Raw genomic sequence first — 12,678 nt, 5'->3', positions numbered from 1 at the left:
GTCACGAGGGTGGAACCGTGAACGCAGGCCGCCGGGCGGGGGCCGGCCGCGGCGGGTGCTGACCCGTCGCGCGGCGCGGCCCCCGCCCGGCGGCGAGCGGACGCGGATCTCCCTTCTGCGGGTTTGCTTGTGCGGGGATGGGAAGGGAGGGGTGGAACAGGCCCGACGCGCGCTGCTCAGCGCTCGACGGGAACGCGGCGGCCCGTGCGGGCCGCGGCGACAGCGGCCTCGACCATGGCCAGGCTGCGGAGGTTGTCATGGCATTCGCCGGCCGGGGCCGCACCGGTGCGCAGAGCGGTGACGAAACCGTCCAGGACCTCGGCCAGACCGGGGAACGGCGAGTCCTGCACCGCGACCGGCACGGCGGTCGCGGCGGGCTCGGGCTCGCCCTCGGCCCGCGCAGGCGTCACCAGGGGCGCGTGCGTGCCGTCCCAGCGCGCGGAGCCGTTCGCGCCCTCGATGTACCAGGTGCCGTTCCAGGACGTGAAGGAGGAGCGGGCCGTCCAGCAGCCGGTGAACGCGAAGGTCACTCCGCCCTCCATGGCGAACAGCGCGTCCGCGGAGCAGTGGCCCGGGTACCACGACCACGCGGTCCGGGAGGTCTCGCAGAAGACGGAGAGCGCGTCGGCGCCGGTGACCGAGCGTGCGGCGTCGAAGAAGTGGATGGCCATCTCGCGCAGCAGCGGCTCGTCCCGGTCCGCGAGGGGCCCCGCCCGGTGGGGCAGCCGGAAGTCGATCTCCAGCCGGTTCAGCGGGGCAAGGCGTTGGGCGGCCTCCCGCAGTGCCACGACTCCGGCGAGCCGGCGCCGGTCCTGGGTGACCGCGAGCAGCCTGCCGGTGCGCTCCGACGCGGCCACCAGGGTCCGGGCCTGCGCGAGGTCCGGCGCCATGGGCTTCTCGGTGAGCACGGCGCAGCCGAACTCCAGGGCGGCGATGGTGGTTTCGGCATGCGCGGCCGGGGTCGTGCAGTTGAGGACGAGGTCCGGCCGCACCGCCTCCAGCGTCTCCGCGAGCCCGGCCCCCGTACGGATGGCTTCCTGTTCCGGGCCGGGATCCGGTAGCTGCCCGAGGGCATCGGCGAGCCGGCCGGCGTCCTGGTCCACCCAGCCGACCAGACGGGTGTCCGCGTGGGCGCCGAGCTCGCGGGCCCAGTGCCGGCCCATGAACCCGGCGCCGACGAGCACGGCCCGCAGCGGTCCGCTCGTGTCGACGGTGGCGAACGCAGGGCGGAGCGCGGCATCGGTCCGTGGGGTCACCCGGCCCACCACCCCTCGGGGGCGGAGGTGCCCCGGAAGGGGCTGACGACCGGTCCCGCGGGCGCGGCCCAGCGGACGGCGTTGGCGATCACCTGCTGCACACCGGACTGGTGATAGACGGGGCACTCCTGGTCCCCGGGGCTGAAGTAGAAAACGCGGCCGGCCCCGCGGGTGTAGCAGGCGCCGCTGCGCAGTACCTCGCCGCCGCTGAACCAGCTGATGAAGACCAGTTCGTCCGGCTCGGGCAGGTCGAAGGGTTCGCCGTACATCTCGTCGTGCTCGATGACCAGGGGCTGCGGAACCCCTGCCGCGATCGGGTGGCCGGGTTTCACTGTCCACACCAGTTGCCGGTCGTCACCGTGCCGCCAGCGGCGGTCGCAGCTGCTTCCCATCAGCGAGGTGAAGAGTTTCGATCCGGCCCCCGAGTGCAGCACCACAAGGCCCATGCCGGCCAGCACGCGCTGCCGAACCCGTCGCACCGTGCCGTCGTCCATCTCGGCATGCAGCAGGTGGCTCCACCAGACCAGGACGTCGGTGCGCTCCAACCGGTCCGGCCCCAGGCCGTGTTCGGGCTGGTCCTGGGTGGCCACATCGATGTCGCCCTCCGGGCCGAGCCGCTCGCCCAGGGCCGCGGCGAGGGTGCCGTGGATGCCGAGGGGGTAGCGCTCCCTGATCTCCGGCCTTGTCCGTTCGTGGTGATGCTCGTTGAACACCAGTATCCGCAAGGGGTCCCCATTCGTCGGCTCTGGTCGTGAGCGCTCCCGGGAACCTTCACGGGAGCGCTCACGGCGGCAATCTAGACGTGCCCCGACGGGTCGTCAATGATGGTGCAGGCGGCTCGAGTCGGCGGCACATGAGCGCACACGTGTCCCTCGACAGAGCCGCTCGCGTGAGTTCGTTCCGGGCTCTTGACGCGTCCCCGCACCCGTATTTCTATGGTCCCCGCCCGGTTAGGAAACTTTCCTGACCATCAGGCAGCTTCCCGCTGTCCGGAGTCCAGGTCGGCGGCGCCGCCCCTCCCCCACGCCCACGGAAGCGGCGCACACTCCCCTGACCGATCCCCACGCCCACCGCCGGGGAAGACCGCTCAGGGCCCGCATCCGCACTGCACCCGCACCCGCACCCGCACTGCACGAAAGGCATCCCCATGGGCTTGACCAGACGGACCCTCCTCGGCAGCACCCTCGGCGCCGTAGCCGGCACCACCGTCGCACTCGGCGCCGCACCCGCCGCTTCGGCTGCCTCGGCCGCCTCGGCGGCGGCTCGAACTCCCGGACTCTGGGAGGAATTTCTCGACACGCCGTACACCCATCCGCAGATCCCCTACGTGGCGCGCGCGGGCTTCCGCTCCGGCCGTACGGACTTCCCCAGCCCGCCCGTCCGCGCCAACGTGCTGCACTACGGCGCCCGGCCCGACGACTCCGAGGACGCCGCCCCGGCCATCAACCGCGCCATCCGCGAGGTCGGTGAGCGGGGCGGCGGCACCGTGCTGCTGCCCGCCGGGACCTACCGCTGCGACGACATCATCCAGATCGGCTGGGACAACGTCGTACTGCGAGGCGAGGGCAGCGATGCCACCACGCTCCACTTCACCCGCCCCCTGCAGGAGATCATCGGCTGGAACGGCAGCCGTTACGGGGGCACGAAGTCGGCCTGGTCGTGGTCCGGCGGTCTGGTGTGGATCGCCCCACGTGCCCGCTGGGAATCCCTGGTGGGCGCGATCAAGGCGGGCGCCTGGCCGTTCGAGGGGTGGACCGGCAACAGGCGGGACGAATGGCGGGAGTTGACGCCCCTCGGCGCACCGGGCCGGCAGGGCGACCGGACCGTCCGCGTCGCCGACCCGTCAGCCGTGAGCGCCGGGGACCGCGTGCTGCTCCAGCTGTCCGACCCGGCCGACCACAGCCTGCTGAACCACATGTGCGGCGACGTCCCCGGCACGGGCTCCTACGACTGGTCGGACAAGGTCAAGGTCACCTCGTACGTTCCCTACGAGTATCCGGTCCGGATCGTGTCCGTGGAGGGCGACCTCGTACGCCTGGACCGGCCGTTGCCGCTGGACGCGCGGCCCGAGTTTCGGCCGCGCCTCACCACCTCGGTCGCTCCGGTCGTGTCCTGCGGCGTCGCGGGAGTCACCCTGCGGATGACCGAGACCCCGCAGCAGCCACACCTCCTGGACAAGGGGTACAACGGCGTCGCGCTGCAGTGCGCCTGGGACTGCTTCGTGGACGACGTGACCACGGTGCACGCCGACAACGCCTTCGTCCTGGTCGCGGCCAAGGCGTGCACACTGCACCGCACGACCGCCGCCGGGCGCGGCCATCACCACCCGTACGCCACGCGCGAGGGAAGCCACGACAACCTGTTCACGGACTTCCTCATCGACGCGCCGTGCACGCACGGCATCAACGTCGAGGGCCTGTCCAGCTACAACGTCTGGTCGCACGGCCGGTTGAACCACGGCACCTTCGACACCCATCGCGGCCTGCCCTTCGCCAACGTCCGCACCGAGATCGTCGTGAACAACGACGGCGCGCACGGCGGCGACGCCTCGGCCGGCCCGCTGTACGGCGCCCGCTTCGCGCACTGGAACGTCACCGTCACCAACCAGCGAGCCGGTTGCGTCCGGATCGACGACGTCGCCCCCCGCAGTGCGACGGTGGCGATATCGGAGGTCAGCCCCTTCGGACAGATCGACGTTCCGGACTTCGCGGGCGACCTCCAGTCCCGCATCGAGCTCTACGGCACCACCCGTGTCACCCCGCGCAATCTCTACGAGGCGCAGCGGTCCCTCAGAATCTGATCCGCGCCCCGGGGGGATTGCCCCGGCCTCAGGCGGGCGCGTCCGGCAGCCGCTCCGGCCGGGGCGCGAACTCGGCCGCACGGTCCGCGGCCCAGGTCGCGAAGGTGCGGGCCGGGTGGCCGGTCAGGCGCTGGACGTGATCGGTGACGATGCGAGATGCGGGCCGTCGCAGGGAGGCGGTGATCAGAGCCTCCACGAGGGGCTCGGGGCGGCCGTCGGCGAGCATCCGTGACCGCGCGAGGTCGGCGGGAAGGGCCTGGAAGCGCAGATCGCGTCGGAGGGCGGCGCCGAGGTGGGCGATCTGGTCGGCGCGGCTGAGGACTTCGGGTCCCGTCAGCACGTGCGGCCCGTGGTCGGTTCGGCCGCGCGGCGCGAGCAGCACGGCTGTGGCCGCGTCGGCGACGTCGCGTTCGTCGACGACGGCTGTGCGCGCCGCAGCGGGGCCCGCGACGACGTCGCCCGCCCTCAACTGCCTTGCCCAGCCACGGGCGTTGGAGGCCAGCGTGTCACTGCGGAGCACCACGGGGCGGAGCCCGGCGGCATGGAGCAGGGTTTCCATGTCCGCGTGCACCTGAACGATCGGGTCACTCTGCCGGGCGGCCGCGTCGTCCACGGCGCTGGAGGACAGGTGGACGACGCGCGGCGCCGCCGCGGTGAGTTCGGACAGCAGGCCGTGCGCGGCGGAGGTGTCGAGCAGGGGCCAGATGAGGAAGACCGCGTCGACGCCCGCCAGCGCCTCACGCACGGCGACGGGATCCGTGAGGTCGCCGACCACCCGGTCGACTCCGCGCCCCGGGACGGCCGGACCGCGCGCCAGGCCTCGTACGCGGGCGCCGCGGGCCGAGAGGCGGTCGACGATCTCTCGGCCGAGGTTTCCGGTCGCGCCGGTGACAAGGATCGACGGGCGGTCCGGGGAACTCGTGGGGGTGCTGGTGTCAGGCATGATCGTGACGCTAGGGGTTCAGGTCGACATGAAGGCAAGGCACTGGTGGGGATGACGATCGGGCAGGCGGCCGCGGAGATCGGCGTCGAGGCTCACGTGCTGCGGCACTGGGAGGACGTCGGTGCCCTCGCGGTGCACCGGGACGGCAACGGCTATCGCGTCTACGACGACCAGGCGCTGGAACGGGCCCGTACGGTGCTGAGACTGCGGCGCGTCGGGCTCTCCTTGTCCGAGGTCACCGCTGCCATGGCGCCGTCGAAGTCGGCGGCGCAGGAGGTGGTGCGGGCGAAGATCGCGGCGCTCGAGGCCGAGGTCGTCCACCGGCAGCGGGCCATCACCTTCCTGCGGCACACCGTCGAGTGCCGCCACCGGTACCTCGACGACTGTCCCGACTGTGTGACCTTCGTCCGCGGGACGTGAGCGGGGCCGCGTGAGGGCGCCCGCGCCGCGCGGGTCACCCCAGGACCAGCAGCACCGCCAGCGCGACGAGGAGGGAGTCGATCCGGTCGAGGATGCCGCCGGAGCCGGGCAGCCACCGGCCGGCGTCCTTCGCACGGGCGCCCCGCTTGACCATCGACTCCAGCAGGTCCCCGAGCGGACCGCCGACCGCCACGGCCACCGCCGTCTGCCACGTCAGGGAGGACAGGACGGCCAGGGTGAGGAGACCTGCCGCGGCCCCGGCCAGCGTGCCGCTCCACCGCTTGGCGGGCGACAGCGGGGACAGGTGCGGGCCACCGAGACGGCGGCCCGCCGCGTACGCGACGATGTCGGCGATCGACACGGCCACGAACAGGACGAGGCCGAGGGCGCCGGACGAGACGAGACCGGCCAGGACGCCCAGCCACACGAGCCCGAGCAGGCCGGCCCCCAGGCGTCGCAGGCCGTGCTCGGCGTCGCCCGAGAGCAGGGGCACCCCGGCGATCGCCAGTGCCCCGGCCGCCGCCACCCGGAGCATCTCCCCGGGGGCCAGCCAGGCGGTGACGACGAGGGCGACGACCGCCGCACCCAGCACCGCCCGGTCCGTCGCACCGAGCCGGAGCAGCCCGCCGTACTCCGCCACCGCGACCACGCCCACCAGGGACACGAGCACCGCGATCCCCGGCGGGCCGAGCCAGAACGCGGCGGTGACGAGGGGCACTCCGAGCGCCCACACGCACCAGCGGACCATCAGTTCACGGCGCCGGGTCGCCGCGACCGCGACGCCTCCGGCCGCCAGTGCCCCGCCGAGGTACGGCACGAGGCCGGCGACTGTCGTCACAGGGAGACCCGTCCAGGTGCGCCCGACATCACCGCGGCCGGTGTGCGCAGCGCGTCCAGTGCGCTCCGGCACGCCGCCACGATCCGGGCGTTCTCCGCCGTGTCGCGGACGGCGATCCGGACGGTCCGTCCCTCGTAGGCCGGGGACATGGGTGACAGGTCGCGCAGGAACACGTCGTGCTCTCGGCACGCGCGCACCAGGCGTGCCGCGCTCGGTCCGTCCGGCGGCAGCGTCACCGTGAGGAAGTTCGCCACCCCCTCGTCGACCGAGGAGAACCCGTCCAACTCCGTGAGTGCGCCGGCCAGTTCTCGGCGCAGTACGTGGGTGCGGGCCCACTGTTCCGCGTAGTACGCGGGGTCGCGCAGCGCCGTCACGGCAGCCAGCTGGGCGGGCAGGCTCACGGGCCACGGGGGCGTCCAGCGCCGCAGTTCCCCGGCCGTCCGCGGATCGGCCACCAGGTAGGCGGCCCGCATGCCCGACAGCGCGTACATCTTCGACAGCGAGGTGCAGACCACGACCCGGGGGTCGACCGAGGCGAGCCCGGCGAGCGAGTCCGCCGGATCGACGTAGCCCAGGTACGCCTCGTCGATCCACCACCGGGTCCGGTCGGGCGAGGCCTCGATCACGGCGCGCAGCGCGTCGGCCGGGGCGTGGCGGCCGGTCGGGTTGTTCGGGTTGACCACGACCACGAGGTCGTACCGTCCGTCGCCGGTCGCGGCGGCGAGCCGGGCCGGATCCACGAACCAGCCGTCCTCCCGGGAGAGTTGGAGCCGGTCGACCTGGCAGCCGATCACCCGCTCGGTGACATGGGCGTACTCGCCGTAGCCCGGATCGAGCAGGAGCACCCGGCTTCCCGGCGTCAGCCACCGGCCGAACGCGCGGAAGATCAGGTCGGACGAGCCCGCCCCGACGGCCAGCGACTCCACCGGCAGCCCGCGGACCCGGGCGATCTCCGCGAGCAGTCCGTCCGCGCCGGTGGGCGGCGAGGTCCGGGCCGCCCACCCCGGGTCCTCCGACAAGGCCGCGCGGACCGCGGGGGACGGCGGGAACCAGGCGTCCAACACATCGGCCGCGACGACCTCGTGACGGCGGGTCAGGGTCCGGAAGTCCGTGCCGATCGCGGAGAAGAACGCCCCGCCGTGCTCGCAGCCGTCCGCACGCGGCGCGAAGGGCACGTCGAGCCGCCAGTCGAGGTCCGCCCGCAGCCGCTCCAGGACCCGGCCGTGATGGTGTGCGACCGTTCTCGTCAGCTCGGCCACGGACCCGCTGAGGACCTCGAACGAGACCGCGCCCGAGTGGACGGTGCGCCCCATCGGCCGCAACCCGGCGGCGAGATACATGTCGAGCAGCTCCGTGCGCCCCATCGCCACCACCCGGCGGCCTCCCCGGGCCGCGACCCAGCGCAGCGCCGCGTACATGAGCAGGGGCGCCGCCGCGGTGGACCGCCACTGCTGCTCGACGGTCAGGACGCGGATCTCGAACGGTGCGTCCTCGGACAGGACGGGCAGTTCCTCGCGCGTCAGGTACTTGTCGAGGGAGTAGCGGCCGACCCACGGCGGGGTGAGGCTGACGAAGCCGATCCGCGTGTCGCCGCGGGCTGCCACGAGATACACGTTGTCGCCGTCGAGCCCGTCGCTCAGTCTTCCTGACGGATCCACCGGATGCTGGCCGAGCTCCTCCGCGTACACGCGGTGGCGCAGTTCGTGGATCCAGTCCTGATCCCGAGGCGTGGCCGCGCGCAACTGCAGGGCGTGCTCCATATGTTGTCCCCCCTGAGACGTTCTTGCTTTCGCGCCTCAGCATGGAGGAGTCCCGCGGACGGCACCTGAGTACGCGTACTCAGGTGACCGGCACGGGAGCGGGGAGCGCTCCAGGTCAGGGCAGCACTTCCCGGGCCGGCGGACCTGTGTGCCGGACGGGAAGGGCGTCCCCCGCCGACCAGGCGGTCCCCCATGGACGCCCGCTCACGGCGAGTGGCATGATCGCGTCGCGCTCGGCACCGTCCGGGCGCGCGGGGAGGGGTTCCATGCATCTGTTCATCGCCGCCGTCGGCATGCTCGTGGCCGTGCTCATGGCGGCATCCGGTGTGGCCGGCGTCGCACGCGGGTGGGTCCTGCCCATGAACCGGGGACGGGTGCTGCGCACGCGCCTCCACGGTTGCGGTCAGCTGGTCATCGCCGTCGCCCTGTCCTGGCAGATGGCCGTCCTGACGGGCCTCGTCCCTCGGCCTGACAGCGCGGTGACACTGGCGGGAAGTGCGCTGCTCCTGGTCGGCCTGATCGTCCTCATGCTCAGTCAGCGCGGTGGAGCAAGGCGCTGACCGGGAATCCGGATCCGACTCTCGACCTCGGCTGACATGCGCCCGGCCGCGCCACCGATACGGCGGGAAGGGCCTGATCCTCCTAGGGGGATCAGGCCCTCCCTGTCAGCCCTTGCCGGGAGCCGGGCGGCGCCATGAGGCCGACGGCCCCCCGGGTCACAGGCCGCAGGAGCCGCGGTCCAGGTGGAAGTAGCGGGCGTTGGCCCAGCGGCACAGGCGGATGCCGACGACGACGCCGACGATCGTGACCAGTGCGGGCAGGTAGCCGCCGGCGACCTGGATGATCGGGATCGCCGGGCACCCTCCCGAGATGGCCCAGCCGGTGCCGAACAGCACGGCGCCGGGGACCACGCCCGCGTGGATCCGGCCCGGAGTGCGACGGATCCGCAGCAGCGCGAACGCGCACACGATGATGCCGACGGCGCCCGCGAAGGTGAAGAACATCCGCAGGTCCTGGAAGGTGAACATGCGGTTCAGCTCGGCGTAGTCGCCGAAGCCGATGCGGGAGACCGTGTAGCCGAGCGCCAGCCCCGTGATGATGTTCGCGAGCAGGATCGCCCCGCGGGTACGCATCAGATCACCTTCCACAGGAGGAACGAGACCGCGACGGCGGTGCCGAAGAACACGGCGGTCGCGACCAGGCTGACCGGGCGCAGTCGGCCGCAGCCGTTGAGCCCGTGACCGGAACTGCAGCCGCCGGCGAGCCGGGTTCCGAAGCCGACCAGCACGCCTCCGACGAACAGCAGGACGGTCATGGTGACCGGATTCGCGGTGACCACGTCCCGGAACCCCGGACCCATGTCGAAGCGGAGACGGAACTGCCCGGAGGTGACCGCCGCGACCACGCCGCCGAGGAAGATCGACACCAACAGGGCGGCCTGGGTGACCAGCGGGGCCGGCGTCGGGGCCGCCGCGCCCTCACGCACCGTCGGCTCGGTTTCCGCTCGGTCCGGCTGCGAAGTCCCGTACGGGGCCGAGGACATGGACGGATCCGTCCCGAAGTGCTCGGCCGTCGCCGCCGCGAGAGCCTCGGCGAGCGCCCGCTGGTCGGTGAACTCCTCGTCCATGCGCTCGAGGCGGCGCTCTCTGCGCCAGTGCAGCACGCGGCCCCACGCCGACGAGACCCCGAACGAACGGTCCGTGGTCAGGGCGTAGTTGACGGTGATCAGAGCGAGCCCGGCAGCGCCGGCCCACCAGGGCCAGTAGCCGCTCATGCGGGGCCTCCCATCCATGCGGCGAGTCGAGCCCACAGGCCGCGCTTCGGGCTGGAGCCCTGACCGGCACGGTCGACGGACGACGACGGCCTGTGGGCCGACGCCGAGATCGTCGGGGACGCCGGCCCGAACCGAGGCGACATCTCCGGTTCCGCGGTCACGGGTTCGGCCGGCCACACCGGCGCCGGCCGGGACCAGGGCCGGGTCTCCGTGGATCCGGGACGGTGCGGGGGCGGACCGCCCTGCCGGGGCACCCGTACCGGACCGGTCGCGGCCTCCCCGTCCGCTCCCTCGACCATGTCCTCCAGGTGCCGTGCGCGGGCCCCGTTGGGCAGGAGGCTGATCGGCACGCGCTCACCGGTGAGTGACACCCGGTAGCGCGCACAGCCCTGCCATTGATCCTCGCTGTCGCAGTAGTAGTCGCGCCATCCCTGCAGACTCGCCCTGAGTAAGGGGAAAAGTGGGCATCCTGCGGCGTGCGAGCAACTCACGCTGCTCCCTTCTGACCGGCGCACACCACCCGCTCGATGGGGGCGGTTGCCGTTCTCGGTCTCTTGCCCTGCCACACCCAAGTCGGCGTGGCCGAGAGGGTGTTGGTGGCCTGTCACGGTGCGGTGCAGTGCGTTCCTGCCTCGACCGGGCGTGATGGAACCACTGTTTCGGTATCGCAAGCAACTTCGGGACACGCCCGTAAATGCTTGACTTCACCGAGCGCGAGATGTCACGCAATATCGGGTGCGACTCCCGCATATCGTCGCCCTTTCCGGATGCGGAAGTGATTCCGTCGCGGAGGCAGTGCGCAAAGTGGGTGTGATTGCGGGGGAACGGTGAATTGGTCTGTGACCAAACTGTTGATATTACTGGTCGTTAACGAGAGTGCGATGCGAGGAGAGGCCCGTGTGCCGACGAGCTGTCTGCCCGTCCTGCCGGAAGGTGACCTACGAGGGCTGCGGAGGGCACGTGGAACAGGTACTGGCCGGTGTGCCGCGAGCGCAGCGGTGCACGTGCGAGCGGGCGAAGCCGCCGACCGCTCCGGGGCCGCGGCCGGACGGAGCGCAGCGGGGCCGGTGGGCCCGGCTCGTGGCGTGGATGAAGAGCGCCGCCTAGGGCGTGCCGGGCGCACTCCGGCGCGTGGCCGCTCGCGGCCCCTGTCAGACGCGGCGTTCCGTGTCACCGCCGGGAGCTGCCCAGGAGGGGCGGGACGCAGAAGCCGCCTGCCGTGACGGCCGCGAGGTGCCGGGCCCGCGGACCGGGCGGAAGGCGGCGGCGATGGCGGCCCGCGGCCGGCCGGAGGCGGGCACGCGCCCGAGGTGGCCGGAGCCGTCGGGGGACGACGGTCGGGACGGCGCGAAGTCGGCCACGTCGTCCGGAGGGATCCCGAGCAGTCGACCGGCATCCCCCCGACTCACCTGGAGTCGGTCCAGGAGTTCGTGGACGGCCGTGGCCACCGCCCGGCTCTCGGCTTCGGCCGCTGCCGCCCTGCGGCGTCGCGCTTCGGCCACCGAGCCCAGCAGCGAGGCGAGTTCGGGCACCAGGACGTCCAGCTCGATCACGTCCGGAGGAACTCCGACGGCTTCGGCGACGAGGCCGCACGCCAGTTCCTCCACCCGTTCCAGGGTGCGGCACTGGGTGTGCAGGCCGAGGCGGGGGATGTCGACGGCCCACAGTCGGCCCCTCCGGTGCAGCAGGACTTCGTATGCGTGGTGCGGACTCATGACTCCGGTGTCCTCTTCCGGCTCTCGGGTGACGTCAGCCGACGCACAGCCCGAGCAGGCAGATTCCCGCGGGCGAGGTCGACGTCCGCGACGGGCTGGTGGGCTGGGCGGTGTCGGACGGGGCGCCGTCGTCCGTCGCGGGCGCCTGCCGCTCTTCCTGCTGTTGCCCGGTCGTGCCGGAGCTGTCGGGTGCGGTGTCACCGGCGGCCGGCGCGGTGCTCGGCGCCTGAGAGGTCGCCGTCCCCGCCGGGGAGCGGGCGGGCTCCGTGGCCTCGGACGGGGCGGCCGGGGACGTCGTACCGGACCGCGTCGGAAGGGACCGCTCGCCGGGCCCGTCGGGTATCGGCGGACGGGCCGAGGAAACGGCGGGTGCCGGCTGGTGGGGACGGCGAGAGGCCGGCGGTGCGGACTCCGGGTTCTCCTCGTGCTCCGTATGCTCCTGCTTCTGCTCGGCACCCCCCTGCGGATTCACCGGCCCCGTGGCCGCTTGGACCCGGTCGGTGGAGTGCCCGTCCATCGCGGCGATGGTCAGCCCGCCCCCGACGAGCGCGACGGCGCCGGCGACCGCCGCCCTCCGCTTGCTCTTCCGCCACCGGGCGAGTTGGCGACGGCGCGCCGCACGCCCCTGCCGCGCGGGCGGCACGTACTCGACGTCACAGGCGGCGTCCGACGCGGCTTCCGAGGGGGCGCCCGGGGTGGCATCCGGGGCGGTGCCCACGGCGGCGCCGTACTCCGGCTTGCCGTGCAGCAGGTCCCGGGCCGCCAGGTCCGGGCCGATGCGGCTGCCGACGGCGGGCGGGGCGATGTCAGGGGCGTAGGCGCCACATCCGGGGCACACCAGGGCACCGTTGAGGTGACGCCGGCATGAGGAGCAGTAATCCATCTCTGCTTTGCGACCTTCCTGGTTCGAGGCGTTGCTGGTCCGCCTGGTCGACGCGAATGCGAAAGAACAGGATCAGTGTTTTCACAGCGCCCGCTTCTCCCTCCTTCTGCGTTCGATATGCGCTGCGGCGTTACACCGAAACACGAAAAGCCGTGCATCACGCCGCCCCGGCCACGGAATGCGAATAGGTCGTGTTCAGGTAATGGAGAAAGCGAGGTGATGTCTTCACGGAGTGGGGGTTGCCTGCTCCGGGGTGTGACGGGGTGTGACATCCAGGAGCCGAACAACG

12 protein-coding genes are annotated in these 12,678 nt (G+C 72.6%); 3 read left to right on the top strand and 9 right to left on the bottom strand.

From position 1 onward, the window contains the following. Window positions 1-176: 176 nt before the first annotated feature. Together ACZ4E1_RS22010 and ACZ4E1_RS22005 are read right to left on the bottom strand one after the other, a co-directional pair. Window positions 177-1,256: a Gfo/Idh/MocA family protein gene (locus ACZ4E1_RS22010; RefSeq protein WP_467541613.1), complete on the bottom strand. Its 1,080-nt coding sequence runs from the start codon at window positions 1,254-1,256 to the stop codon at window positions 177-179. Continuing rightward, window positions 1,253-1,981, bottom strand: a complete 729-nt coding sequence (locus ACZ4E1_RS22005) for a ThuA domain-containing protein (RefSeq protein ID WP_467541611.1) — start codon at window positions 1,979-1,981, stop codon at window positions 1,253-1,255. Before ACZ4E1_RS22005 ends, ACZ4E1_RS22010 begins: the two co-directional genes overlap by 4 nt. A 422-nt stretch (window positions 1,982-2,403) precedes the next feature. On the opposite strand from ACZ4E1_RS22005, the gene ACZ4E1_RS22000 reads away from it, so the two are divergent. Next, entirely contained in the window at window positions 2,404-4,056 is a 1,653-nt protein-coding gene (locus ACZ4E1_RS22000; protein ID WP_467541608.1) for a glycosyl hydrolase family 28-related protein, read from the top strand. Window positions 4,057-4,084: 28 nt separating this feature from the next. Here the strand turns inward: ACZ4E1_RS22000 and ACZ4E1_RS21995 are convergent, their stop codons facing one another. Further along, entirely contained in the window at window positions 4,085-4,999 is a 915-nt protein-coding gene (locus ACZ4E1_RS21995) for an NAD(P)H-binding protein (protein WP_467541606.1), read from the bottom strand. 51 nt (window positions 5,000-5,050) lie between these two features. Between ACZ4E1_RS21995 and ACZ4E1_RS21990 the strand changes: the two genes are divergently transcribed. Further along, a complete protein-coding gene (locus ACZ4E1_RS21990) occupies window positions 5,051-5,419 on the top strand; it encodes a MerR family transcriptional regulator (RefSeq protein ID WP_467541604.1) in 369 nt (122 codons plus the stop codon). Between the two features lie 34 nt (window positions 5,420-5,453). Here the strand turns inward: ACZ4E1_RS21990 and ACZ4E1_RS21985 are convergent, their stop codons facing one another. Further along, window positions 5,454-6,257 carry a phosphatidate cytidylyltransferase gene (locus ACZ4E1_RS21985; RefSeq protein WP_467541602.1) on the bottom strand — a complete coding sequence of 268 codons (804 nt, stop codon included), beginning with the start codon at window positions 6,255-6,257 and terminating at the stop codon, window positions 5,454-5,456. Next, entirely contained in the window at window positions 6,254-8,017 is a 1,764-nt protein-coding gene (locus ACZ4E1_RS21980) for an aminotransferase class I/II-fold pyridoxal phosphate-dependent enzyme (RefSeq protein WP_467541600.1), read from the bottom strand. Before ACZ4E1_RS21980 ends, ACZ4E1_RS21985 begins: the two co-directional genes overlap by 4 nt. Before the next feature lie 266 nt (window positions 8,018-8,283). On the opposite strand from ACZ4E1_RS21980, the gene ACZ4E1_RS21975 reads away from it, so the two are divergent. Continuing rightward, on the top strand, window positions 8,284-8,577 hold the full coding sequence (locus ACZ4E1_RS21975) for a hypothetical protein (RefSeq protein WP_467541599.1): 294 nt from the start codon (window positions 8,284-8,286) through the stop codon (window positions 8,575-8,577). A gap of 156 nt (window positions 8,578-8,733) precedes the next feature. Here ACZ4E1_RS21975 and ACZ4E1_RS21970 read toward each other — a convergent pair whose 3' ends face one another. From ACZ4E1_RS21970 to ACZ4E1_RS21955, 4 genes are all read right to left on the bottom strand, one after another. Continuing rightward, window positions 8,734-9,150: a YeeE/YedE thiosulfate transporter family protein gene (locus ACZ4E1_RS21970; protein WP_467541597.1), complete on the bottom strand. Its 417-nt coding sequence runs from the start codon at window positions 9,148-9,150 to the stop codon at window positions 8,734-8,736. After that, window positions 9,150-9,791: a YeeE/YedE family protein gene (locus ACZ4E1_RS21965; protein ID WP_467541595.1), complete on the bottom strand. Its 642-nt coding sequence runs from the start codon at window positions 9,789-9,791 to the stop codon at window positions 9,150-9,152. Before ACZ4E1_RS21965 ends, ACZ4E1_RS21970 begins: the two co-directional genes overlap by 1 nt. A 1,151-nt stretch (window positions 9,792-10,942) precedes the next feature. Further along, entirely contained in the window at window positions 10,943-11,506 is a 564-nt protein-coding gene (locus tag ACZ4E1_RS21960) for a hypothetical protein (protein WP_467541593.1), read from the bottom strand. Between the two features lie 34 nt (window positions 11,507-11,540). Next, complete coding sequence (locus ACZ4E1_RS21955; RefSeq protein WP_467541591.1) at window positions 11,541-12,344, bottom strand: SCO2400 family protein; 804 nt, start codon at window positions 12,342-12,344, stop codon at window positions 11,541-11,543. Window positions 12,345-12,678 lie beyond the last annotated feature (334 nt).

It is taken from the genome of Streptomyces sp. NPDC025806 (assembly GCF_055558275.1).
The sequence above is the reverse complement of the archived record's forward strand: the minus strand, read 5'-3'. Positions and strand labels throughout refer to the sequence as shown.